This is a genomic window from Desulfatibacillum alkenivorans DSM 16219, from assembly GCF_900142135.1.
GTDB classification, from domain to species: Bacteria; Desulfobacterota; Desulfobacteria; order Desulfobacterales; family Desulfatibacillaceae; genus Desulfatibacillum; species Desulfatibacillum alkenivorans.
The window spans coordinates 113,069-137,286 of sequence record NZ_FQZU01000009.1; the positions used below are offsets into that span (position 1 = coordinate 113,069).

The 24,218-nt window shown below is 54.6% G+C and carries 23 protein-coding genes; 9 read left to right on the top strand and 14 right to left on the bottom strand.

Going from position 1 to position 24,218, the window contains the following annotated elements:
* Positions 1 to 5: 5 nt before the first annotated feature.
* The 8 genes from BUE18_RS09985 (at position 6) to BUE18_RS10020 (ending at position 10,328) form a co-directional block, all read left to right on the top strand.
* Positions 6 to 812: a tetratricopeptide repeat protein gene (locus BUE18_RS09985; protein WP_073475329.1), complete on the top strand. Its 807-nt coding sequence runs from the start codon at positions 6 to 8 to the stop codon at positions 810 to 812.
* A 247-nt stretch (positions 813 to 1,059) separates the two neighbouring features.
* Positions 1,060 to 1,542, top strand: coding sequence for a GspH/FimT family pseudopilin (locus tag BUE18_RS09990; protein ID WP_073475331.1), 483 nt, complete (start codon positions 1,060 to 1,062; stop codon positions 1,540 to 1,542).
* 2 nt (positions 1,543 to 1,544) lie between these two features.
* The gene (locus BUE18_RS09995; protein ID WP_073475333.1) at positions 1,545 to 2,279 is read left to right on the top strand and encodes a PilW family protein; all 735 of its coding nucleotides are present in this window, start codon (positions 1,545 to 1,547) and stop codon (positions 2,277 to 2,279) included.
* 31 nt (positions 2,280 to 2,310) lie between these two features.
* On the top strand, positions 2,311 to 2,727 hold the full coding sequence (locus BUE18_RS10000; protein ID WP_139264669.1) for a type IV pilus modification PilV family protein: 417 nt from the start codon (positions 2,311 to 2,313) through the stop codon (positions 2,725 to 2,727).
* A 4-nt stretch (positions 2,728 to 2,731) separates the two neighbouring features.
* Positions 2,732 to 3,301 (top strand): PilX N-terminal domain-containing pilus assembly protein, encoded by a 570-nt coding sequence (locus tag BUE18_RS10005; RefSeq protein ID WP_073475337.1) that lies wholly within the window; start codon positions 2,732 to 2,734, stop codon positions 3,299 to 3,301.
* Between the two features lie 54 nt (positions 3,302 to 3,355).
* Positions 3,356 to 9,217, top strand: coding sequence for a PilC/PilY family type IV pilus protein (locus BUE18_RS10010; RefSeq protein ID WP_073475339.1), 5,862 nt, complete (start codon positions 3,356 to 3,358; stop codon positions 9,215 to 9,217).
* A gap of 72 nt (positions 9,218 to 9,289) precedes the next feature.
* A complete protein-coding gene (locus BUE18_RS10015) occupies positions 9,290 to 9,697 on the top strand; it encodes a hypothetical protein (RefSeq protein ID WP_073475341.1) in 408 nt (135 codons plus the stop codon).
* Between the two features lie 100 nt (positions 9,698 to 9,797).
* Positions 9,798 to 10,328 carry a DUF4124 domain-containing protein gene (locus BUE18_RS10020; RefSeq protein ID WP_073475342.1) on the top strand — a complete coding sequence of 177 codons (531 nt, stop codon included), beginning with the start codon at positions 9,798 to 9,800 and terminating at the stop codon, positions 10,326 to 10,328.
* Positions 10,329 to 10,334: 6 nt separating this feature from the next.
* On the opposite strand, the gene BUE18_RS10025 is transcribed toward BUE18_RS10020, so the two are convergent.
* From BUE18_RS10025 to BUE18_RS10085, 14 genes are all read right to left on the bottom strand, one after another.
* Positions 10,335 to 11,042, bottom strand: coding sequence for a uracil-DNA glycosylase (locus BUE18_RS10025; RefSeq protein ID WP_170868320.1), 708 nt, complete (start codon positions 11,040 to 11,042; stop codon positions 10,335 to 10,337).
* Positions 11,042 to 12,259: a bifunctional phosphopantothenoylcysteine decarboxylase/phosphopantothenate--cysteine ligase CoaBC gene (coaBC, locus tag BUE18_RS10030; protein ID WP_073475344.1), complete on the bottom strand. Its 1,218-nt coding sequence runs from the start codon at positions 12,257 to 12,259 to the stop codon at positions 11,042 to 11,044. Before coaBC ends, BUE18_RS10025 begins: the two co-directional genes overlap by 1 nt.
* Before the next feature lie 10 nt (positions 12,260 to 12,269).
* Positions 12,270 to 12,773, bottom strand: a complete 504-nt coding sequence (locus BUE18_RS10035) for a hypothetical protein (RefSeq protein ID WP_073475346.1) — start codon at positions 12,771 to 12,773, stop codon at positions 12,270 to 12,272.
* A 110-nt stretch (positions 12,774 to 12,883) separates the two neighbouring features.
* Positions 12,884 to 14,005, bottom strand: a complete 1,122-nt coding sequence (locus BUE18_RS10040) for a glycosyltransferase family 4 protein (protein ID WP_073475347.1) — start codon at positions 14,003 to 14,005, stop codon at positions 12,884 to 12,886.
* A 10-nt stretch (positions 14,006 to 14,015) separates the two neighbouring features.
* Complete coding sequence (locus tag BUE18_RS10045; RefSeq protein WP_170868321.1) at positions 14,016 to 15,152, bottom strand: glycosyltransferase; 1,137 nt, start codon at positions 15,150 to 15,152, stop codon at positions 14,016 to 14,018.
* Positions 15,152 to 16,144, bottom strand: coding sequence for a class I SAM-dependent methyltransferase (locus BUE18_RS10050; RefSeq protein ID WP_073475350.1), 993 nt, complete (start codon positions 16,142 to 16,144; stop codon positions 15,152 to 15,154). The genes BUE18_RS10045 and BUE18_RS10050 overlap by 1 nt, the downstream gene beginning before the upstream one ends.
* Positions 16,141 to 16,467: an FtsB family cell division protein gene (locus BUE18_RS10055; RefSeq protein ID WP_073475352.1), complete on the bottom strand. Its 327-nt coding sequence runs from the start codon at positions 16,465 to 16,467 to the stop codon at positions 16,141 to 16,143. The genes BUE18_RS10050 and BUE18_RS10055 overlap by 4 nt, the downstream gene beginning before the upstream one ends.
* A complete protein-coding gene (murJ, locus tag BUE18_RS10060) occupies positions 16,460 to 18,037 on the bottom strand; it encodes a murein biosynthesis integral membrane protein MurJ (protein ID WP_073475354.1) in 1,578 nt (525 codons plus the stop codon). Before murJ ends, BUE18_RS10055 begins: the two co-directional genes overlap by 8 nt.
* Before the next feature lie 183 nt (positions 18,038 to 18,220).
* Complete coding sequence (locus BUE18_RS28265) at positions 18,221 to 18,979, bottom strand: carboxymuconolactone decarboxylase family protein (protein ID WP_211482794.1); 759 nt, start codon at positions 18,977 to 18,979, stop codon at positions 18,221 to 18,223.
* 12 nt (positions 18,980 to 18,991) lie between these two features.
* Entirely contained in the window at positions 18,992 to 19,399 is a 408-nt protein-coding gene (locus BUE18_RS28270) for a cupin domain-containing protein (protein WP_211482795.1), read from the bottom strand.
* A gap of 60 nt (positions 19,400 to 19,459) precedes the next feature.
* Positions 19,460 to 19,810, bottom strand: coding sequence for a cyclophilin-like fold protein (locus BUE18_RS10070; protein WP_139264671.1), 351 nt, complete (start codon positions 19,808 to 19,810; stop codon positions 19,460 to 19,462).
* A 127-nt stretch (positions 19,811 to 19,937) separates the two neighbouring features.
* A complete protein-coding gene (locus tag BUE18_RS10075; RefSeq protein ID WP_073475357.1) occupies positions 19,938 to 20,669 on the bottom strand; it encodes a carboxymuconolactone decarboxylase family protein in 732 nt (243 codons plus the stop codon).
* A 31-nt stretch (positions 20,670 to 20,700) separates the two neighbouring features.
* The gene (locus tag BUE18_RS10080; RefSeq protein WP_083610916.1) at positions 20,701 to 21,750 is read right to left on the bottom strand and encodes an alpha/beta hydrolase; all 1,050 of its coding nucleotides are present in this window, start codon (positions 21,748 to 21,750) and stop codon (positions 20,701 to 20,703) included.
* A 79-nt stretch (positions 21,751 to 21,829) separates the two neighbouring features.
* Positions 21,830 to 23,017, bottom strand: a complete 1,188-nt coding sequence (locus tag BUE18_RS10085) for an iron-containing alcohol dehydrogenase (protein ID WP_073475359.1) — start codon at positions 23,015 to 23,017, stop codon at positions 21,830 to 21,832.
* Between the two features lie 198 nt (positions 23,018 to 23,215).
* Between BUE18_RS10085 and BUE18_RS10090 the strand changes: the two genes are divergently transcribed.
* On the top strand, positions 23,216 to 24,181 hold the full coding sequence (locus tag BUE18_RS10090; protein ID WP_073475361.1) for an AraC family transcriptional regulator: 966 nt from the start codon (positions 23,216 to 23,218) through the stop codon (positions 24,179 to 24,181).
* Positions 24,182 to 24,218: the final 37 nt, after the last annotated feature.

Consider the following 24,218-nt stretch of genomic DNA (forward strand, 5'->3'; position numbering starts at 1 on the left):
TATTTATGAAGTTCATGAGAGAATGCCTTAACGCGCTGAAAGCCAAAAGACTCCAAGGGGGCCTTGCCGTCTTGGGCATTCTGATTCTTGTTTCCGTCCCGGCATGCGGTCCGAAAAAGGATCCCAACGTGAAGAAACAGGTGGAGGCGACCCAGGAACTGGGCGTCGTCCTCATGAACGAAAACAGGGCCAGGGCCGCCTTGCGCGAGTTCCTGAAAGCTGAGGCGCTGGACCCCCAGGATGTGGAAGTCCAGGACTATCTGGGCCTGGTGCTCCTTACCCTGGGCAGGCCCCAGGAAGCGGTTGAGCATTTCCAGCGCGCCGTGGATCTGAACCCCGAATATTTAAACGCGCAAAATAACCTGGGCTGCGCTTATTTGGAATTGGCGGAATGGGACAAGGCCATTGAGGTTTTTAAGGACCTTCTGGCCAATCTCACCTACCCCACCCCGTGGAAGCCCGCCGCCAATCTTGGCTGGGCCTATTTCAACAAAGGCGACATGGACTCAGCGCTGGAATATTACCTCATGTCCGTGGACCAATCCCCCAACTACGCCATTGGGTGGCGCGGCCTGGGACAAGTTTACATGGAGACGGGCAACCCCCAAAAAGCCGTGATCTCCCTGGAAAAGGCCCTGGTTGCAGCTCCCCGGTTCGCCGAAGCCTATTACGACCTGGGAGAAGCCTATCTCCGCACCGGTTTGCGCACCAAAGCCAAGGGGGCTTGGGAAAAGGTCTGTGAATTGGCGCCGGAAACCAATGTTTGCGCACGGGCCGCTTCAAAAATCCGCACATTAGAAACAAGCTGGTAGCCTGGCCCAAAACTCGTCAAAGAAATTTTTGCTGGGAAATGTATTGGGTTTTTTAATGGGATTCGAACAGGATATTTATTTTTTCACGGAAAAAGTGTGATGCATTTCACATAAATGGTGTGAAACGACTCATTGAATACTTCTACGCACTTTGCTATATCTGCCACAACTGGCGAATGCTGTACATTCGCTTAGGTTCCCTATTGCCTGTAAATAGCCGCAAAAAACCCTGAGAGGCTAAGTAATTATGCTCCTCCTTGCAAAACCATCCCCGGCGGATCCGTCCTCCCAACAAGGCTTCACCCTGCTGGAATTGCTGGTCGTCGTGCTGATCAGCGCCATCCTGGCGGGCATCGCCATCACCGGGTTGACATCGGTCCTGCCTACCCAAAGGTTGAACGTAGCCGCCAATACCCTGAGGGCGGATCTCCTGAAGGCAAAGGCCGACGCCGCCACCTATAATCGCGACGTAGGCGTGGGTTGCAATGTGGCCAAGACGGAATGGAAAATCCAGATGTTTGACATCACGGCCCTGCCTGAAGGAAAGGTTTATTCAGGCGTGGTCCGCAAAATGGCGGATTTTGAGGGGGTGACCATAGACACCCTCCCCAATGTCATCTTTCATCCCAACGGCACCACTCCCCAGTCCTATAATCTTGTCCTGAAGCACCCCAGCGCGGGCTCCAGGACTATCACCGTGTCCCTGACCGGAAAAGTAAGGATTGAGTAAGCATGCGAAAACAGGCAAGCATATTGCGCTCAAACGCCGGCGTCACCCTGCTGGAATTACTCATTTATCTGGCGATTTCAGGAATAGTGGCCGCCGCGATTTCAAGCATGATGTCCACCACGGTGGCCAGTTACCAGAGGAATCAGAACCGGCTGGTGCTGAAACAGGACATCCGGGCGGCCATCAATATGATGAATAAAGACTTCCGGCTGGCCGGCTGCGACCCCATATACGGCGACGACTTTCATTTCGGCCTATGCGTCGCCGATAACCAAAGCATCCGGGTCACCAGCGATTTTCTGCCGACCAAGGGGGGGACCAAGAAGCTGGCGGGCGTGACTTCGCAAACTCACAGCCGCTATTATAACGGGGATAATAAAGCCGATGGAGTCGGCGAGGACGTACAATATTATCTTGTAGACGACACGCTTGTGCGCGAGGCCATATACGAGGATGATGCAAGGCATGTGGAGACCGTCCTGGAAAATGTGACCAGTCTCAATTTTGACTACCTTGCCCGAATGAACGTGCCGGCCACGTTGACGACCACCACGGACTATACCTTAAAAGGCTTGTTTGGGCTGGGCCCGGGGCTTCCTCTAATATCAGGGGCTAATTTTGTGAGGGTGGAAATAGAAGCCCGCTCCCCCGTGGAGGACCGCCTCACGGGAGAGTATATTACCATGCGGGGAAGCGCGCTCATCCATATGCGTAATATGGTCTACAAAAACCAATAACAAAAAAACTTATACGGGACAGGTGGCTGCCGTGACTAAACATAACGGGATGTATAAAATACGCAAACGCTTGAAGGATCAAGAGGGGGCCTACCTCATAGAGGTGCTTATCGCCATGTGCATCCTCAGCGTAGGCGTTCTGGCGGCGGGGTCCATGCAGGCCAATTCCATAGCCACAAACACCTTTATCAGCATTCAGGACGAAGCCATGTCCCTGGCCAGATCCACCCTGGAAATCGTTGCGGGAACGAAGTTTGACGGAGTGAGCAATCTGCCGCCTTCCCGGACCGTGCTTACCCAGAACGGCCGAAAAATGACCGTCAATATAACCGTCGAACCATTCACCGCCATGATCACAAATGTCAAGATTTCCGTTATCTATGATAACAGGGGAGAGACCAGGACCATGACCCTTGAAACCCTCCTATCCGATGCAGAGGAACTATAGACCCATGAATATTGAAAGGTTGAAAAACATCGCCGGCGGAGAAAAGGGCTCCATCCTGATTTTGGCTTTGCTGGTCATGGTCGTCCTTTCTCTGTTGGGCGTTACGGCCATGACCTCCTCCAGCACGGACATCTCCGTCGCTAAAAATCAGGACGTATACAACCGCAACTTTGCTTTGGCCGAGGCCGCCGCAAGGCTTGGCGCCCTGGCTTTGAAGAATAACCCATATGTCCCTCAAGAGGATGACCCCGCCTCGGTGGACGAATTCACAGACTCGGAAATGCCAGTCTGGATGTATAAGGGAAACCAGTTTGAGGACTGGATCAAGCACCCCATTACCTGGACCCATAGTGTTGAAGAAAGAACCATCATGGGCGAGGTTGTTAAGTTCAAGGTTCGCTACGACTCGAGCGGAGGCGGGGTTACCACTATTGACGCTACGGGGGACGATTTCATCACCCTGGAGAGGTACACGATTTTCGGGCGCTCCCATAATGACGGGGGAGAGGTGATCGTCCAACTCGGGTACCAGCTTGCAATGCTGCAGTCGGACAAGGACAAGCAGTCAGATTAAATCGCAGACGGTCAGTGACTTTAGATAACACCAGGAAAACCAGAGGTTGAAGACATGAATAAAACAGGAAAAAGTAAGAACCTACCGCTATCCCGCCTGACTTGGGGTCGGGTCTCCTGCCTGGTTCTCCTGGCTGTATTGGCGCTTGGAGCCGTTTTTACCCCCTCAAACGCCTTCTCCTGGGGGTGGGGCGGAAGCAACAACTTCTGGGTGACGGTTTATTTTGTCGACCAGGATGACAACTACATCTGGGAAGGCAAGTTCCGCATTGAAACGGTCGCTGATTCGGACTGCGACTATGAACTGACGCGGGAATACTCCCCCGGGACGACCGTCACGTACAACAGAGCCACCACATGCAACTATATTGTCCACTTTCCGGATATTCCCGGCTACGAAACCCCGGATCCCGAAACTGGGACGTGGCGGAGGAGAAACTCATACACCGTTTATGGAGAGTATGTGGAAATTCCGGATCGAACCACGTTTAACATGGACATTTCTCCGTGGCAGGCGGCTAACGGCGGCGCCCAATGGCGCATTAAAAAACTTTCCGGAACCAACTGCTCCTATGGCGACTCCGGCGACATCTCCGCCGGCCAATATACCTTTGACTGCCCGGTCGATACCCCGTGCACCTGCGATTATGAAGTGTCTCTGGTGGACGGCAGCTATTACGCAGCCCCCACCCAAATCACCTTCAATAACGGAACGAACACAATCACTGTCAACGAGAGCGGCGGGGTTTTTCTGCTGGAGGACGTCCCTTCCAGCCTCAATACCTACGACCTCAGCGCGGTGTACTATGCAGACGCGGTCAGGGTCACGGCCGCTCTCGATCCTTCCACAGCCATAGACGCCGGCGCCCAATGGAAAGTGGTGCGGGAGGCGAGCGGATCCTGCCCCATCGCGGATTCCGGCTGGCTGGATTCCGGAGAGGAATATGTATTTAACGATATTACGGCTACCTGCAGCTACACCATCAAGTTTTCTGACCTCACGGATTGGATACCCCCTACGGAAGTCACTTACAACTTCGTCCCCGGACCGAATGTCAATGACCTTGGAACCTTTACCTACGAGGCCCCCACGGGGGCTATTTGCGATGATTTTAACGACGGCTCCCTGGATCCTCACTGGCGCTTTGTGGATAACACCAACTCCGGGGTGGCGGCGACCGTTCAGGAGACTAACGGGAAGATTTATATGTCCGGCCGGGGATCCAATCAGTTTTCCTCTGTGGATGAGTACGCGGCCCTGTACCTGACGAAAGTCGAGGGCGACTTTGAAGCCGTGGTGGAAATCGTCAACAAGAACTCCACCTCCGGCTATTCCAAGTGCGGCCTCATGTTCCGTAACGACATCTCGGACTCCTACGACTCCTTGGGATACGCCTGTGTGGGTTTGACCGACTCCTACGGATTTTTCGCCTACTACGATTCCACCAATAACGGCATCCTCAATAACAGCTACACCAAAGGGTCGACAGTTTATCCCAGCTGGGTGAAGGTGGTGCGCACCGGCGACGTCTTCTCCTCATACTATTCCACCGACGGAACCAATTGGGTCTATATGCGCGATATGACCGTCAACACCGCCAATGATACGATCGATATCGGCATCTACCTGACGGCCTATAACAGCGGGTCGACCAAATACGTGGAGTTCGACAACTTCTGCGTGACCGAAGCTGCGGAAAAGGTCCCCTTCACCGGTCTGATAGAGCCCGCAGGGGCCAGGGCCAACGCCCGGTGGAGGTTGTTCAATACGGACACGGGCCAGTGGGAAACCGATTGGCTGTCCCATAACGAAACCGCCATGGTCCTGGCGGATAACACCTACAATGTCTACTGGAGCAATATTGACGGTTACCTGGAGCCTTCGCCCAATCCCACGACTTCGGTTTTTCTCGCTTCAGGCAGTACGGGAAACTCTCAAACGGGTTATTACGCCTCTATTGTGACCACCTCAACCACAACGTTGACAACGGAGGCGTCCACAACCACGACGACAACCACAGCAGCTACCACGACTACCACAACCACCACAATACCAGGGACCCTTTGCTTGTCGCTGGCGGACGTTCCCATGGAAACCCAGCTGCAGGCCGCCCCGGCCATGATCATGTTCGTTCTGGACGACTCCGGCAGTATGGACTGGTGTTTCATGACCGATGAAAGCGACGGCTTGTTTAGCAGCAGATACTACAACTGGTATATGTCCGATAATGGATACGGCACAAAGTATCTGAGCGACGAAACGCAGTGGAAGGCCAAATATGCGGGCTACAACCACATGTATTACGACCCCATGTCAACCTATGATCCGTGGCCCAATTATAATAATGCAAATATTAATGCGCCCCAGTCCGACCCCACGAAAGCCACGCCGACTCTTGCTTTGGGCGACACCTATGTCACCGTGAATCTGGAGTATCTGGTGGACGATTTGGACGGATCACCGGACTTCACCTATACCGAGTCCAATGGCGCCTCTTTCGGGGTCTCGTCCAGTTCCCAGGCTATTATAGACGACCATTACTTGTATTCCAACGCGAAGGGGGATTACGAGGTTGTATGGACGCCCACCAACCTGCCGGCGGGGGTTTACAATGTTTACGTAAACTGGGTGACCTCTTCCGGCAGAGCCGATGACATTGTCTATACCATCAACCACGCAGGCGGGGCCACCGTCACGCCCAGTTACGACCAGTCCGTCAACGGCGGCAGCTGGCAGCCCCTGGTCGCTACGGACGGAACCGCCGAGTTCACGTTTTCGGGGGATCCCTCTGAAAACGTAACCCTGGCCTACTCGGTGACCACCAGCACCACCAACAGGATTTGCGCCGACGCCGTTAAGTGGGTGCCTTCCACGGGCGTAACATCCGTGGACGTAAAAAATGCGCACTATTATACCTATTCCCCCTCAGAAAACGCCTACTATCTGGTTAATTTGAGCGGCGACAAGGAATACTATCGTTTTGGAAACAATGACACCAATTACGTCACGGAAGCCTCCATCATGCGGGACTACAGCCCGCCTGACGACGTGATAGGCTACACGCCGCAAGGCGTGGAGAGAACCTACGAGGAGGAACTCCAGAACTTTGCGAATTGGTTCACCTATTACCGGAGACGCGAACTGGCCGCCAAAGCCGCCGTGTCCAACGTTATCGACGGCATGCAAGGCGTGCAAATTGGCCTGTATACAATCAACTCCTCCTCCCATCGCATGGGCGTGACGTCGGTTAATGTCGCAAGCACGGATGCCGACGGAGTCACCACCTATACGGACAATTCCAGCAGCATCCTGACGATGCTGTATGATTCCCAAAGCAGCGGCGGCACCCCATTGCGCCTTGGGTTGAAAAACGTCGGCGCCTATTATCATGAAGACGAAACAGCCAGTACTCTCGGGTCGGGCACACCCTACGCCCAATCCGCAGAGGGAGGCGATTGCCAGCAGGCCTTTGCCATTGTCATGACCGACGGCTACTGGAACGGGAGCAGCCCCAGCGTCGGCAACCAGGACGGGGGCGAAGGAGCGCCTTTCGCGGACTCCTATAGCGACACTCTGGCAGACGTGGCCATGAAGTATTACAAGAATGACTTGTCATCCAACAGAAGCGACCAGGTTCCCACCAGCTTCACGGATAAGGCGACCTATCAGCACATGGTCACCTACTCCATTTCCTTTGGAGTCACCGGAACTCTAAACCCGGATGACTTCGACCTGTATAACAGCAACCCAAGCGCCAGGGTTTACCCCACGTGGCCCAATCCGACCTCTGCTGAAAAGGCAAAGATCGACGATATGTGGCATGCGGCGGTCAACGGCAGGGGCGAGTTTCTTTCCGCGGCCAATCCCACGGAACTGGTGGACTCCCTCCAGGCTCTCCTCCAAGATGTGGTCTCCCGCATCGGGTCTGGCGCATCGGTCTCCGTTAACGGCGAGGAACTGAGCGCAGACACCCTGACCTTCCAGTCCAGTTACTCCGTGGACGGTTGGACCGGCGACCTGCAGGCCTACACCCTGGATGCGAATACCGCCGCCATCAACATGGACACCGCCGTGTGGTCCACCCAGGATTGGCTGGATGATGCAAACTGGAATACGGACAGGATAATCGCAACCTATACAGGAACCTCAAGCGTGCCTTTCCGCTGGACCGACATTTCCGCCTATATGCAAACCCTCATTCTCGATGAGGACACATTGAACTTTGTCAGAGGCGACGACTCCAATGAGGTGCATAACGGAGGCTCTTTCAGGGACAGGAACCATAAAATGGGAGACCTTGTACACTCGGCGCCCAGGTTCTTTAACGACACCCTGTTCGTGGGCGGAAACGACGGCATGCTTCACGCCGTGAATTCCAACACGGGCGCGGAAGCGTGGGCTTATGTGCCGCTTCACGTGTTCCATAACCTGTACGCGCTGTCGGACGTCAACTACTCCCACCAGTTCTATGTGGACCTCACCCCAAGCGTTCGCTCGGCGGGAAGCACCGACCTGCTGGTTGGGGGCCTGGGCAAGGGCGGGAAAGGCTACTTCTGCATTGACATAACCAATGCCGATTCCATTGCCACGGAGGCCGAACTGGCGGACTCCGTGTTGTGGGAATACCCCCGCACCAACACGCCTGCTGCGGATGTAGCGGACGTAGGCTACAGCTTTAGCCTGGGTTATATAATAAGGACCACGCAAGGCTGGAGCGTGATTTTCGGCAACGGCTACTCCAGCCCCGATCAGAGCGCGGTTCTTTTCATCCTGGACGCCATGACAGGCGAACTGATCCGTAAAATCGACACTGGCACGGCGGGAACCTGCAACGGCCTTTCCACCCCCTTGCCCGTGGATAGGGATTTCAACGGCGTGGTCGACGCAGCTTACGCCGGCGACTTGAAAGGCAATCTCTGGAAGTTCGACCTTTCCAGCGCCGATCCCAACGCCTGGGGCGTTGCGTTCTCCAGCGGCTCGGCGTCCAAACCGATGATTTCCGTCTCCGGTCCCGGTGGAACCGAACAGCCCATTACCACAGCGCCCGTCGCCATAGCTCATTGCGACAGCACGCTTCCCGGCTACCTGGTCATGTTCGGCACGGGCAAGTACCTGGGCGACACGGACTTTACCAACTCCGACACCCAGACCCTTTACTGCGTCTGGGATTTCACCGACGATACAGGGCTGTACTACGGCGATCTTAACAACGCCACCGGCGCGGTTTCCAACAGCTCGGCCGTGCTGGTGGAACAAACCGAGGACGAATGGGTCTCCGACGGCGCCAACGAGTATCGCGTTATGTCCGAAAATGAAATTACCTGGGCTACTGCAAACGCGGACGGCGAATATGTGGTCACCAATTGCGGCTGGTATTTTAACCTGCCTATTTCCAAAGAGCGGATTATCACCGAGTTGACCCTCAGCTCCGGCACCTTGACAGTCATTACCACCATTCCCAAGGACTCCCAATGCTCCGCGGGCGGCGAATCCATGCTGATGCAGCTCGACCCGTGTACGGGCACTAACTTTGACTCGCCCCGTGCGGATATCAACGGGGACGGCCTCATAAACATAGATGACATGGTTGAAATTACCAAAGACGACGGAAGCACCGAAAAAGTGGCTCCTGCCGGCGTTAAAGTAAACGGCCGCATCTATCCTCCGGTTTACGTCACCATACCGGATTACGACGAGGACGGCGCCAACATCGGCGACGACACCTCCGATGATGATGACGGCTCAACCGGGGATGACGAAGCCGATGACGTGGGCGACGGTTTCGGCGACACGGAATTCAAAGATTCCGATCAGAACGTAAAGAGCGAGATGGCCAACACCCAGGATAAGGACATCCACCAGAGACTTGTCTCAGGCGATAATACGGGCATACTCTTCTGGATGGAAGTGGAATAACAGGTCAAACCTGGTCTATAAAAAAGGGCGGGGCCATGCCCCGCCTCTTGGGCAAGGCCCATGGAGAACATTATGAAAGCAACCAACCTGAAAACCATTGTGAGGATGACAACTGCCGTCGCTCTTTTACTCTTTGCAGCGGGAGTCCTGCCTGCTTCCGTTCTCGCCGGCGCAACCACCGGCGAAGGCGCCAACGCCATTCTGGACGTACCCAAAGTGTACAGTCAAACCGCTGTGGAGCAAGGCCTGAAAGAAAGCAGAGGCATCCCCTGGTTCAACGGCACGGGTGTGATTGACAAAATCGTGGAGAACGGCTTTGTGGTGGACGATATGACCCTGGTGGGAACCAACGTGGATTTCAGGTCCGAAGCCACGGGCCAGCCCATCGCCTCCTCGTTTTTCAAACCCGGCGCCAAAGTGGGGTTCGTCCTTAACTCCAAAAATATCCTGACTTCTTTGTGGCTGTTAAAAGAACAATAAGAAGCACCATAAAAAATCTTGCCTATAAGTATATGGCCCTATACTATTAGGGCCATATTATATTATGCGCATTGATATTGAATTCCAAAAGGAGCCCTGAATGAAACTGATAAAAGCTCTTATCATTGCAGGCGTTGTTTTTTCTCTGGCGCCTTGCGCCTGCTGGGCGGAGTTCTACCGGTACAAGGATGCAAGCGGCGCCTGGGTCTATACGGACAACATAATGGAGGTTCCCGCCGACCAAAGGCCCAAGACCTATGAAGGCGTCACGGATAATTTGTCCGATTCGGAAAAAGCGAAATTAAAGGCCGAAAAAGCCGCCAGAGCGGCAAAACGCCGCGCAAAACGCCATAGCTTTCCTTCCACCGTTTCCTCCGATACGGATAGGGCGTATGCGGATTTAAAAGCCGAAGAGGACGCCTTGACGGAAATGGGAAAAGACCTGAAAGCCGAGCAGGAGGCGCTGGGGCGGTTAAGAGCCGAAGCAAAGACTCAGGAGGAGCGGGACGCCATCAACCTTAAAATGGCCGCCTTGAATAAGAAAATCCAGCAGTACGAAAAGCAACGGCAGGATTACATCAAAAAAGTCGATGTATACAACCGCATGCTTCAGAAAAAAATCGACGATTAGCAGCGCCTAAGACAAAGGCTTTCCAAGAGCGCGCATTATGGCTTGCATATCCTGCCATACTGCGCGTTTTTTTTTCGGAGCTGTCAATAACTCCCGGGGATGAAAGGTGGGCATAACCCGCATGCCCAGGTAAGGTTGAAACTGGCCGCGGACTCGGGAGTAGGGCAGGTCCTGCTTTAAAATAGCCTCCGCCGTTATCTGGCCGAAGGCGCAAATAACCTGGGGCCTGACTGCTTCCACCTGTTTTCTGAAAAATCGGGAGCACGCCCGCAAACACTCAGGGGCAGGCAATTCCCCTTCTGGCACGGGGCATTTCACCAGATTGCATAGGTACACATCGTCCCGGGTCATTCCCATGGCCTTGAGGATATTGTCCAGCAAACCCCCGACTTCGCCCTGAAAAGGCAGGCCCGCTTTGCTCTCTTCCATTCCCGGCGCAATGCCCGCCAGCATAAGGGGGGACTCCGGGTCGCCTTGCGCGAATACGCCGTTTATGCGGCCCTTGTGCAAAGGGCACTCCGTACAGCTAAGCGCTTCCGCCTCCAAACCAGCGCCGGCCGCCTTAGGCCCTGATCCTTTTTGGTGAAATCCTTGCTTTAGAAGAGCCTGAGTCTCCTGGCTGCAATCAAACCCGGCGATTCCCTGGCCGGACAATAAACGCAAATGCTTGGCTATGGATTGGGCGATTTCAGCAACGGAAACCTGAGCAGCCATCAGGAGACCCCGCATTCAGGCAGAAAATCCGTAGCCTTGTCCAGGATTGCGTGGGCCGCAGCCTCCTTGCTCATCAGCCCCAGGGTTTCAGAGGCGCCTCCGCACGAAAAGCAGGTAATTTTATTGGTGTCCGCCCCAAATCCGGAGTCGCTGGGGCCGATCAGGTTTGCAGCGATCATGTCCAGGTTCTTTTTCCGCAGCTTCTCCTGGGCGTGGGCGGTTAATTTTTCAGTCTCTGCAGCAAAGCCGATTAAAACCATTTTCCCTTTTCTCTTGCCCAGCTCCAATAAAATATCGGGGTTGGGAACAAGATCCAAGGTCATGCAATCGCCGGTCTTTTTAATTTTCTGTTCGGCTTCCGTTTCACAACGATAATCCCCCACTGCAGCGGTCTTGATGACGATGTCCGCACGCTCCGCCTGAGCCAGGACCACCTCGGCCATTTCCAGGGCAGTCATGACTTGATGGATTTCAACATTTTCGGGAGGACTGATGCTTACAGGGCCTGTTACAAGGATTACCTTGGCGCCGCGATGCTCCGCCGCCCTGGCTATGGCGTAGCCCATTTTACCCGTAGACGGATTGCTGATATATCGGACAGGGTCGATGGGCTCCCTGGTGGGCCCGGCGGAAACCAGCACGCACTTGCCTTTCAGGTCCTGCTTGGTCAACAGCTTCATTAGTCTGTCGGCGATTTTTTCAGGATCGGGAAGCCTGCCAGGACCTGTGTCGCCGCAGGCCAAAAATCCCGCGCCGGGCGCCATCACGGAAAATCCGTGCGATCCCAATTTGGCCAGGTTCTCCTGGACAATAGAGTTTTCGAACATCTTGGTGTTCATGGCCGGACAAACCAGCTTGGGGCAAACCGCCGCCAACACCAGGGTGGACAATGGGTCGTCCGCAATGCCGTGGGCCATTTTTCCAATAATGTTGGCCGTGGCGGGAGCGATGATCAAAGCGTCCGCTTCCTGCGCCCAGGCCACATGGCGGATGGAGTTGTCCTCGTCTTGCTGCCACATGTCCGTATAGACAGGCTGCTCGGTCAGGGCCTGAAAGGTGGCCGGACCCACGAATTGCTGGGCGCTTCGGGTCATGACAACGCGTACAAGAGCGCCCGCCGTGGTTAAAATCCGGACAAGCTCCACGCTTTTGTACGCAGCAATGCCGCCGGAGACGCCAAGAACAATGGTTTTGCCAGCCAAGGGGCTATGGTACACGATGACCCTCCTATTCAGCCAAGCCCGACTCCTTGAGCAGACCGGCGCCAGGGGCCATTTCACTGCCTGGGGCAACCCACACCTCCAAGTTGGTGGTGATGGACGTTCCGCGGATAGTGATTACGCAGGTGCGGTTTTCCTTCCTGAAAAGCATGAGGGTCCTGGGCGTTCTCACGACGCTCACCAGCGCCCAGTTGTCCTTGATCATGTTATTTTCAAAAAACGCCACCAGGGAATTCACTTCAACCCTGCCGGTCAGGACCAGCACCCCGGCGGAAATTCCGGAAGCCCGGTACACAAAGCAATTGTCCTTGTCCAGCTTAAGCTCCTGAGGAATCAGGACGTCGTCAAAATCATAATAAACAGGGGACGGCTCAGGCGGAGACGGTGCTACGGAGCCTGATGATCCTCCGTTTTCAAAATTCATGGATTTACATGCTGATGCAGAAAAAAGGATTGCCAGAACGAGCGCCAGAAGAAGAATGCCGTGTTGAAAACCTTGCTTCCGTATCATGGTAGAACCTCCGCGCTTTTTTAATTGAGGGAGCCGGTTTAGGCTCCCAAGAAAACTTCCTGATCAAACAAACAGAATATGCATAACTTGGCAGATGTCAGTTTTCATGCCTATTCATCATATATTTTCAGGATACTGTCAATTACGATCTGTTCCGAATACTTGTTGAGAATAAAGGATCGGCCCTGCCGCCCCATTTCCTCCGCTTTCTCCGGGTTGTCCAGCAAGTAAAGAATTGCCTCCGCCAGGGCTTGGGAATCCTTCAAAGGCGTCAGCAAGCCGGTTTTTCCGTCCATCACCACATCCCGGCAGCCGACCACATTGGTGGCGACCACAGGGCGGGACATGGCCGAGGCTTCCATCAATGACCGGGGCGCTCCCTCCCTATACGAGGGCAGCACGACAATGCTCGCCGATGCGATGAACGGGCGTACGTCCTCTGTCTCGCCAAACCACTCCACCACGCCGGTTTTGATCCATTCTTCCAGGTCCCGGGCGTCCACCACGGTGGGATTGCGTTCGTCCCTTCCGCCCAAAAGGCAAAACCGGGCGTTCGAACCTCTTTCTGCGGCGATGCGGGCCGCCTCCACATATTCGTAGATGCCTTTATCCTTCAACAGGCGCGCCACCATCAAAATTACGGGCGGTTCTTCGGGGGCGGGAGCGGGAAAAAGCCCTCCGTCAAAATGGGCGCAGTCCACGCCTTCCCCGGGAAGCAGCCCGGCCTTATTTTCTTCAATAATCCCTTTGGAGACGAAAAAATCCCTATCGCTGGGATTGAGAAAAAATACATGGTCGCAGCACATAAAGGCAGCCCGGTACATGAACTCCACCAAGGTTTGCAGCAGCGGGTTTCCCGACCCTGTAAACACGTAGCCCAAGCCTGTAATAGCGGCGATTACCCTGGGCGCGCCGGCCAAACGGGCCGCTATGCTCCCGTAAATTACCGGCTTAATCGTGAAATGGTGGGCGATGTCCGGCTTTTCCTTCCGATACCAAAAAAACATGGCCAGAAAAAAGCCGATATCAGACACAGGGTTGATGCCCTTCATGTCCAAAGGAAGATTTTTAAAAGGCACGCCGATCGCCCGGATTTTAGCGGCGAATCCGCCGCCCCTGGCGCCGCCGCCCAGGACTTCATGCCCCTGACTTTTTAATACGCGCATAAGCCCGGCTCTGAAATTATATAAGGTCCACGCGCACCGCGAAACCAAGGCGATTTTTTTCGCCATTTAAAAGCTCCTAAATAACCAAACTGGTGTAAAAGTCTTCATACTGTTTAACAATAGCCTCCAGGGAATACAGCTCCTCAATCCTGCGCCGCGCCGCCAGCCCAAGCTCCTGCTTTTCCTGGACGGAAAGACTCAGGATCTCCTTGATCGCTCCGGCAAGGGCGGCTGCGTCCTCATTAGGAACGATGCGCCCTGTGGGGCCGATTACCTGGACCGTGTCGCCTACGTTATTCGCCGCAACAGGAACCTGGCAGGCCATGGCCTCTCCAACCACGTTTGGAAAGCCCTCTCCGTAGGAACTCAGCACCGAGACGTCGGCCGCCGACAGGATCTCCGGCACGTCGCGCCTTCTTCCCAACAGGAACGCATTTTTCTCCAGGCCAAGTTCGTTCACTATCCCGTACAATGCCGCGTTGCCAGGGTCAACCCTGTCCCCGCAAAGAATAAGCCTGATTTCAGGAAAGTCACGTCTAAGGAGGTCCGTCGCCTTCAGCAGAGTGGCGTGATCCTTCATGGGATCCTGCCTGGCGAACATGACCAAAACCGGATCCGCGGCGCCTATGCCCAGTTCTCCACGGATTTTCGCGCCTGCCGCCTCATTTCGGGAAAACCGTTCCAGGTCAAATCCGTTGGGTATGACTTCAAACCGTTTGCACTTGTATCCCATTTTTAAATGCAAGTCCCGGCCGCAGTAGGAGTTGGCTATTACCGCGTCGGGAAACCGGGACAACAGGGCGCAGGACTTCACCACCCATTCCGTCAGCCGGTTGTATTGGGAAAAATCTATATTGGAATTACGGACATTCCATGCAATCCGGGCGCGGGAGCTCAGGCGGGAGGCGAAAAGGTTTAAAAAGTCGGCATGATAAAGCCATGATTGCACCACGTGAGGTTTGAATTTCCGGATGATTTGCACCAAACGGAAAAACGCCCCGGGCTTAGGCCTGCCAAGGTCTAATTCCAGGCTGTCCACCTGGACGCCGCTTTCGGCTATGTCCTTGGCTATAGGGCCGGCATGAACCATGCTGACCACCCGGCAGGCGAATTTGTCTTTGTCCAGGCTTTTGCATAGTTTGGCCAGCATTGCCTCGGCGCCGCCGGTGTCTGTAGTCGTAATAATATGCAAAAGGCGAATTGGTTCAGGCATTAGATGCTTGCGCTTTCTTTTTGTACGGCAAAGCAGATGTAAGGGGAAACCCCCAGGCCGGTTTTGGCGGTAAGAAATCTGACAGACTTCACGGCGAGCATCATGGGCGTCTTCATGTTGCGCTCCGAAGCCGCCTCCAGCCATACTTGATGGGGTGACCTGATTCCTGGCCGAGGTTGCATAATCCGGGCGTGAGGATCGTGATTTTTCAAAATTTTATAAACCTCTTTGACCGTGGCGCCTCGTATTCCCCGGCGCAAAAGAGCTTGCCAAGGCTCCTCATTTTTCACACGGGATGAAAACCGTCTGGCCATTAGCGCGGCCGCTGCCTTTGGAAGATAGTTGATTAAAGGCAGCCCTGTCGTGTGGGTTTCGATGGGAAACCATCTATAAGGGGTTTCCGTTACCAGCATGCATCCTCCGGGGGTAACCGCGTCCCACAGTTTGGTTGTAAGATCCTGGCGTTCGTTGGGCAAGAGATGCTCGAAAACCGCGTTTAGCAGCACCATGTCGAATTCACCCAGGCCGGAGGGCAATTGGTCGTCAGACGGAGACATTAGAAATTCAATATTCTTAAACCCATAATGCTTTGTGCGCAACTCGGCGATTTTCAATAGCTTAGGCGATCGTTCCACCCCTACGATATGTGCCTGGGGAAACATGCGTTTAAGCGCCATGGCGGATGCGCCGCTGCCGCAGCCGAAATCCAAAATGCGTTTGCCGTTCAAATACTGCTTATCAAAATAGGCCAGTATGCTCTTTTTTAACAAGCCTGGCGTGTGTAGCGGGTCCTCGTCACGGCGGATTTCATCGCAGAGAAAGGCCGGTCCTTTGGCGTCCAGAACGGCCCGGATTAGATCAGGATGATAGGAAGTGGTCCATTTTTTATCGGGTTTGGAAGCCCCGCTGGTGAAAACTTGGATTGTTTTCGCCCCGTCGGGCTCTGGAATAAGGAGGACCTTTCCATTTTTGTGGTCTATGGTAATGGTCATTGAGCCGGATTTTCGTCTCCTTTTTTGCGGCTGCTTGGATTATCGTCCTTAAAATCATATACGAGTTCGTCTTTCCCAACCATGCCAAGTTCTTTTCGGGCTACGCTTTCCAAGTAATCGCGATCTTCCAAAAGGCGATACATGGTCCTGCGAAGCCGGTCGTTCTCTTTTTCCAGGTCCTGATTGGCTTCATGCAGCCTGGCGGCTTCCCTTTTCAGGTTATACATGTCCACCAGTCCGCGATTTCCAAAGGCAAGGAAAAAGAACAACACGGAAACCAAGATTAAAAGGCCCGTAATTGCAAGATTATGGAATTTATCCACGGCGTTTTACCCTCTTGTCAACCAGACTCCACATTGCCTGGAATTCCTTTTTACAAAAAACGCTGGCCAAACCCACATATACCACAATTCCCGCCCCAATGCACAGCATGGTCCTCAAGGTCAGTTGGGCGGGCCCCACTTGTCCCTGGGCCAGAACTCCTGCAAAATGCGCGGAAATGTAGACGGCCGCTCCCATTCCCATTGACGCAGCCAACGAGCCCATGACGGATTTTAAAATTTTCCGGCCGCCCAAAGGCCCGATTTTCCGTCGAAGGTGATACGTAAGCAACGCAAGGCTTAACGCCGATGATAAGGTCGCCGCCAAAGCAAGCCCGCCATGGAGCAGGGGCTTCATCAAAGCCATGGAAAAGGCCAGATAGGCGACCAAAGACAATAGCGCCACGCGCACCGGCGTGACCGTGTCCTGGAGCGCGTACAGCATGGACACCACAATCCGTGCGCCTGAAATGGCGCATAGCCCCAATACAAAGTAAATAAGCGCATGGGCTGTATGCAGCGTGGCCTCAGCGCCAAAAGCGCCCCTTTCGAACAATAATCCCACAATAGGCTGCGCCAGGACGATCAGCCCCACCGTGGCCGGCAGATTCACGAACATGATGATCCGAATGGCGTAGCCAAAGCTGTCTTTCAGGCCTTCCATGTCCTTGTTGGCCGCCTGGCGCGAAAAGCTGGGCAGCGCCGCCGTGGCCAGGGATATGCCGAAAATCCCTAAAGGCAACTGGGTCAGCCTGTCGGCGTAATACAGATAGGACACACTTCCCTCGGGCAGCATGGAAGCCAGGATCGTTCCTACAATGATGTACACTTGATACACCCCGGCGCCAAGCACCGCAGGCCCCATGAGCACCGCCACCCTTTTGATGCCCGGGTGGCTCAATGGCCCCTTGATCCAGCCTCGAAAGCCCTTCTTATGCATAAACGGAAACTGCAGGGCCAGTTGCAGCGCTCCGCCTATAATTACGCCTAAAGCCAGGGAAATTACCGGCGGCTCAAACGTGGAAAAGAACAGATACACGCAGGCAATCATAGCTATGTTTAAAAAAATAGGCGCCAGGGCGGGAGCGGCGAAATGCCGCATGCTGTTCAATATGCCCATGCACAATGCCACCAGCCCAATGAAGAATATGTATGGAAAAGTAATGCGCGTCAAAAGGACCGTCAGGGCGAATTGATCCGGGTTCTTGGCGAATCCCGGCGCCAGAACCATAACCACCTGAGGCGCAAATATCACCCCAAGCACGGTCAGGCCGGCCAGAATCAGGGCCAGCACACGAAAAGCCGCGCCCGCCATGCGCATGGCTTCCTCATGCCCCTTTTTTTCCAGGTATTCGGAAAAAACCGGCACGAACGCAATGGTCAGGGAGCCCTCTGCAAAAAGCCTGCGAAGCAGATTAGGAATGCGAAAGGCCACAAGGAAGGCGTCCAGGGCAATGGATGTGCCGAAAAAGTAGGCCATAACCGCGTCCCGGACGTAGCCCAACACCCGGGAGATGGCTGTCGCGCCGCCTACAATCCCAGCGGCTTTGGTCATTTGGACTCTTTCCGACATGCGTCCTCCGGCGAAACAGATAAGGATATATGAATATCCTCGCAAAGACTTCTAAAAAACTCAGATGCGTTTCTTATACTCGCGCTTGCTTTAAATGGCAAGAACCCTTGGTCGATCCTTGCCCGTCATGGGGTAAGAATCAGCGCCGGTTTCATGCGGGCCGCCGGAGGGAGGGCGGGACGTTTACGTATTTTCTGGAATGACCTCGTTCACGCAGGCCAGGGCGTTGAACATCCTGGGATAGCCGAGGTAAGGCAGCAATTGGGTGAGCACGCTCAGCAGGGTCTCTTTGTCGTTGCCCACGCGGAGGTTTCCCTTGATGTGAGCTTTCAATTGCGGCTCGCACCCGCCCATGGAGGCAAGAAAGGCGAATGTGACCAGTTCCCGCATTTTTATGTCCAGGCCGCTTCGGGTGTAATATTTGCCAAAGCAGTTCCCGAACAAATAGTGCTGGATGTGCTTTTGATTTTCAGGGGCCTTTTGGTAATTTTCTTCGATCATCTCCCCAAAAACCGAATTCAAGAGCGCCCGGCCTTTGTCAAAGGCGGTTTCGGGCGTGACTGTCGTCTGCCCTTCACCGGGCAGCTTGACGCCCCGGCTCTTAAAAAGGTCGTTTGTCGCGTTTAAAAAATCCAGGGTTCTGGCCATGCCTACGTATTGGGTGGACTGGTATACGATCTCCTTGATCTCCACAGGCGTAACCCCCGCGTTCAGGGCGGCGTCCAGCATGATTTTGTACTGGGCCAAAGCCGGCTGGGCGATGAGGGACGCCAGGAGCACTATCATCCGGGTGCGCGTATCCAGGTTTCCGTATTCAAGCACTTCATCAAAGGCGAAATTGTCGAAAATCTCCATCAACTCAGGGTCCGTGTCATGAAGCGCGGATTTTCGGCCCGGGAACAGGTCTTGGTAGTTTTTTTTCGCCTTTTCTGAAATGCCCATGGAGTACTCTCCTTATTTTAACGCGTTGTATTCATCGTCCGAAACAGGCTCCAGCCAGGTCGCCGGGCCTTTTTCCGGAAAAAGTTCTATGGCCAGGTGCACAAACCAACAGTCCCTGGCGGCGCCGTGCCAGTGCTTGACGTCCGCCGGAATTTCCACCACGTCTCCGGGGCGCAATTCCCGGGCCGGTTCGCCCCAAGCCTGATAGTAGCCCCTGCCGCCGGTCACCAACAGAAGCTGGCCGCCCTGGTGCTTGTGCCAGGAATTGCGGCATCCGGGCTCAAAAGTGACATTGGCCACAGGAAGGGCCGAGTCAAACGGCGTCAGCATCTTCAACCATACTGTCCCATTAAAGTTCTCGCTGTCAAATTTATCCCCTATAGGGAAAATCGCCATTTTTTTAACTTCATCCATGTTCATTTTTCTTTCTCCCATGCAAAGCCAAAGAAAGCCAGCTTAGGTTATTTGTACTTCATTTGGTTACGGGGCGTCGACTGTTTCAATCTGTATCTCACCGGACATTCCGCGTATGTTTTCGCTTCCATCCACGGCATGGCCCAATTCATATAAGCCGGAAGCGGAGCCGAAATCGTCGTAGAACATCACTACGTCTCCCCAGGGGGCGTAATAGGCCAGGGTTCCAGCAACGGCGTTTGCTCGAGGCGTATTTTTTGTATCCAGCTTCTTAGGCGGGTAGAAAATTTTTTCAATGCCGCCGTAGTTTTCCACCTTGATGCTTAAGGGAAGTTGGGCGGCCAATTCCCTGGCCGCATTACTGTTGTTTAATTGGAATATTGTGGTCTTTCCGATTTCCGTCACGCTAATTTTCATGGCCGTTTGCCTCTCTGATGCTTGTGAGTAAACAGTGAGTGCACACAATATCAACCCGGCAATGAAGAGGGATAAAAAGCGTTTCACAGGTTTCTCCTTTTGGAATAGAGGGTTTACCTTGTTCGCCCTATCTCTTTTCCAGAACCGCTGTCAGGATATTCCGGGCGCTATCGGCCTGGGCCTTGCCCACCTCGGTCTCAAGCACGGCAATAAAGCCTTTCATTTGCCCTTCGGTCAGTCCGTTGTTCATGGCGGCTCCCAGGTGAAAGGCAAGCTGCCCCTCCGCGCCTTTCAGGTTGGCCAGAGCGGCGATGGTGGTTAGCTCCCTGTCCTGATGACTGATTACATCCCGTGCGAAAAGATCCGCAAACAAGTGCTCTTTCAGGAAAACGTCGAAGATGGGCGCGAAGGTCTGCCATCTGGCGCCTGAAATGTCCTGCTCCAGGCCGGCCAGCTTCGCCCTTACTTTGGCGCCGTATTCGTCCTTGTTCATGTCTACGGGAACTGGGCTGGCTTCCTTGCCCTGAACGTCCTTCATGCCCTTGGCTTTCCGCTCGTCCACCACGCCTATAAAGGTGTGCAGGCCGTTCAGGCTCCGGGGAAATCCCACATAGGCGTAAAGATGCGCCAGAATTTCATTGATTTCGTTGATGGTCAGGCCTGCGTCCAGGCCTTTGCTCAACGCCGGTTTCAGGCGGTCCAGATCGCCGTCCGCGGTGAACGCGGCAATAGGGACGATGCATTGCTGTCTTTGGCTTAATGCGTGTTTCTTGTCCATGGTGTTTTCCTCCCCGCTGATTGCAAAACCTGGAAGCAGCAGAAAAACCGCTAAAAAAACTGAGAGGGTGCTTACTTTCATGTTTCGTTCCTTCCTTGATGCAGCCTTAACGCTAATTCAAGTGACTGCCGAAAAAGGCTTCCAATTTGTCAAAGGGAATCCTATCGGTCCTGTCGTACAGGTCAATGTGCCTGGCGCCCGGGACGATGACCAGTTCCTTGGGCTCAGCCGCCATTTCATAGGCGTCTTCCGTGAAATACCGGGAGTGCGCGTTTTCGCCCATGATGAATAAAATGGGCCTGGGCGAAATATCCTTGATGTGCGCGTTCAGTGAAAAATTCATGAAAGCCATGTTGCTGGTCGCCGTAAACGGACCGTGCGATCTGGGGTGATGTCCCCGCTCCATGCCGTAATACTCAAAAAACTCGCTGGAGATGGGATCCAATCCTTCCGGAAGGGAAGCCGCCGGCTCGCTGGGGAACCCCGGAGGCAGCAAAGGACTTCCGTTTTCAAAATCCTTCCAGCGCTGCTCGCTAAGCTCCCCGAGCATTTGGGTGCGCTGTTCGCCGGTCATGCCGTCTTTCCATCCTTGGCGGATTACACGGCTCATATCGTACATACTGGCGGCGGCCACAGCCTTGATGCGTTGATCCACCTGCGCGGCGCTAAGGGCAAAGGCGCCGCTGCCGCAAATGCCGATCACACCGATTTTATTCCGGTCCACAAAGGGGCGGGTTCCCAGAAAATCCACGCCGGCGCTGAAATCCTCCACAAAGATATCGGGAGAGGAAAGGTGTCTGGGCTGGCCGCTGCTTTCGCCGTTATAGGACTCGTCAAAGGCCACGGCCGCAAAGCCTCTTTCCGCCATGGTCTGGGCGTAAATGCCCGCGCCCTGCTCTTTGACTCCGCCGTACGGCGTGCCAACGAGAATGGCCGCATATTTTTTGGACTTGTCCATGTTCTTGGGCAGATACATGTCCGCTGCGATAGTGAGCCCGTATCTGTTGGGATAGGTCACTTTTTCGTGCTGGACCTTGTCGCTCAAGGCAAAGGTCTTGTCCCATTCCGGGGCGTCCGCCGCGGAAACTGCTGTCACGGAAAAGAGCACGCCCATGATTATTGCTGCGGCTATTTTAAAACCGGCATAACTATTTTCTTTCATCGTATTTCTCCTTTTCTCGCCAGACTTTCGCATAGGGCGAAAATTTTAACAATTTTTGCAGGCGCCCAAATAGGCTGCGCTACAGAGCCGCCCGCAGCACCCCGATAATATCCGCTTCGCTCATAGGGGGAAGGCCGGGCAGGTTCCCGTCTTCATCATAGATGATGCGCAGGGTTTCCTGGGCGTATTTCTCAATCAGCTTTTCGTCGATTCCCAACTCCGAAAAACGGGTGGGGCAGCCGATGGATTTTAAAAACTCTTCAAAACGGTCAATCCCTTCCATCGCAGCGTCCAGGTCGTCGGCGCCTTTTGCCTTCACGCCGAAAATCCGTTCCCCGAACTGCACGAATTTGGCCGTGTTGGACTTGGCCGCAAAGCGCATCCACGCAGGGTTGATCACCGCCAGCCCGGCGGCGTGGGTGACGTCATGAAAGGCGGATACGGTGTGCTCGATCATATGCACGGGGAAGCCCGCCGAGATCCCTGACTGAATCCAGCCGTTAAGGGCGACGATGGAGGCGTATTGCACGTGAGTGCGCGCGTCCAGGTCGGTCCCGTCCGCGATGGCCTTTTGGCCGCATTCCATGGCCGTCAGGATGGCGCCTTCCGCAAACCGGTCCTGAACGGGCGCGTTGTCGGCGGAGTTGAAGTAGCCTTCCGTGATATGGGTGATGATGTCGCACACGCCGTAAGCGGTCTGATCCTTGGGAACGCTGACGGTCAGCTCCGGATCCACTATGGCTACGCTGGGGAACAGGCAGGGCGCCTGGACAAAGGATTTTTCCGAAGACTCCTCGTTGGTGATGACCGCGCCGCAGTTCATTTCCGATCCGGTCGCCGCCAGCGTGGGAACCGTAATAATGGGCAGCGCCTTGGTCGGAAAATAAGGATCGGGCTGCCCGTGAAAAATCATATCCCAGGGATCGCCGTCATAATATACGGCCGCCGCCATGACCTTGGAGGCGTCCATGGCGCTTCCGCCGCCCAGGGCGATGATAATGTCGCAGCCTTCCTTGCGGGCGATTTCCGCGCCGCGACGGACTGTGGCTATGCGCGGGTTGGGCTCCACGCCGGAGCATTCCGCCATGGCGACTCCTGCCGCCTTCAGGCTGGAAACCGCCTTATCAAAAGTTCCGTTTTTTTTGACGCTGCCGCCGCCGGTGACGATCAAAGCCTTTTTGCCTAATTCGCCGGCAATTTCACCCAACTGGTTCAAAGATCCGGCGCCAAAAACAAGCCGTGTGGGGTTTTGGTATTCAAATTTCATATTTAATCTCCTTTTCGTTCATGGGCGGTGAACCGCCCTTTCTTGTCTTTGCTTATACTCTTGTCCATTCCGGGGGCGGTAGATTGATCCTCCGCAATTTTTGCCTGATCCTCCGAAAGCGCCCATATATGGATTGAACTGCGTGGTTAGGCTTTGGTAAACTAAGGGCAACGTAAAATTGAAACGGGGAGAACCCTTATGAATATGCAAAACGCAGATCAGGAAGAAAAATTCGAAAATTTGGAGGAATCCAAAGCAGCCTTGGTGGAAAAAATCGACCGTTTGACCGTGGCCATGGAAGCCCAGGAAACCGCCATCCCGGCCCTTGCCCTGATGCGTTGGGAAGAGCCCACCGAGCGGACAAGCTACATGCACGAACCCAGCATTTGCCTGATCGCCCAGGGATCGAAAAGGGTGTTTTTAGGAGATGACGTCTTCTATTACGATGCAAACCATTTTTTGCTGACTTCCCTGGATCTGCCGGTCACCGCCCAAATCATGGAGGCCAGCCCGAAAAAGCCTTACCTGGGCCTGATGCTGAGGTTCAAGCAGCGCTCCATCGCCCAGATGATGGTGGACAGCAACCTGCCCGCGCCCCGTGCGCCCCAGGAAGGCCGGGGGATCGCCGTCAGCGAGCTTTCCGCGCCGCTGCTAAGCGCCTTCCACAGGCTGGTCAATTTGCTGGACCAGCCCGAGGACATTCCCATCCTGGCCCCGCTTATCCAAAAGGAAATCCTGTACAGGCTGCTGGTGGGCGAGCAAGGGCCGCGCCTCCGGCATATTGCCTCGGTGGGAAGCCAAAGCCACCAGGTGGCCAAGGCCATTGACTGGCTGAAGGAAAACTACGAGGAACCCTTGAAGGTAGGCGACCTCGCCGCCCAGACCGGGATGAGCCCGTCCACCTTTCATCATCACTTTCGCGCCTTGACCGCCATGAGCCCTTTGCAATTCCAGAAATGGCTGCGGCTTCACGAGGCCCGGCGCCTGATGCTGACCGATCGCCTGGACGCGGCAACCGCCTCCTTTCGGGTCGGATACGAAAGCCCCTCCCAGTTCAGCCGGGAATACAGCCGTATGTTCGGCGCTCCGCCCCTTCGGGATATAAAAAAATTGCGCGAAGACCCCATGGCCGGCCAGGCCGTGGCGTACGAGACGGCCAACTAAGGACTGCGCTCCGGGGCCGTAAGCGTTTTACGGCCCT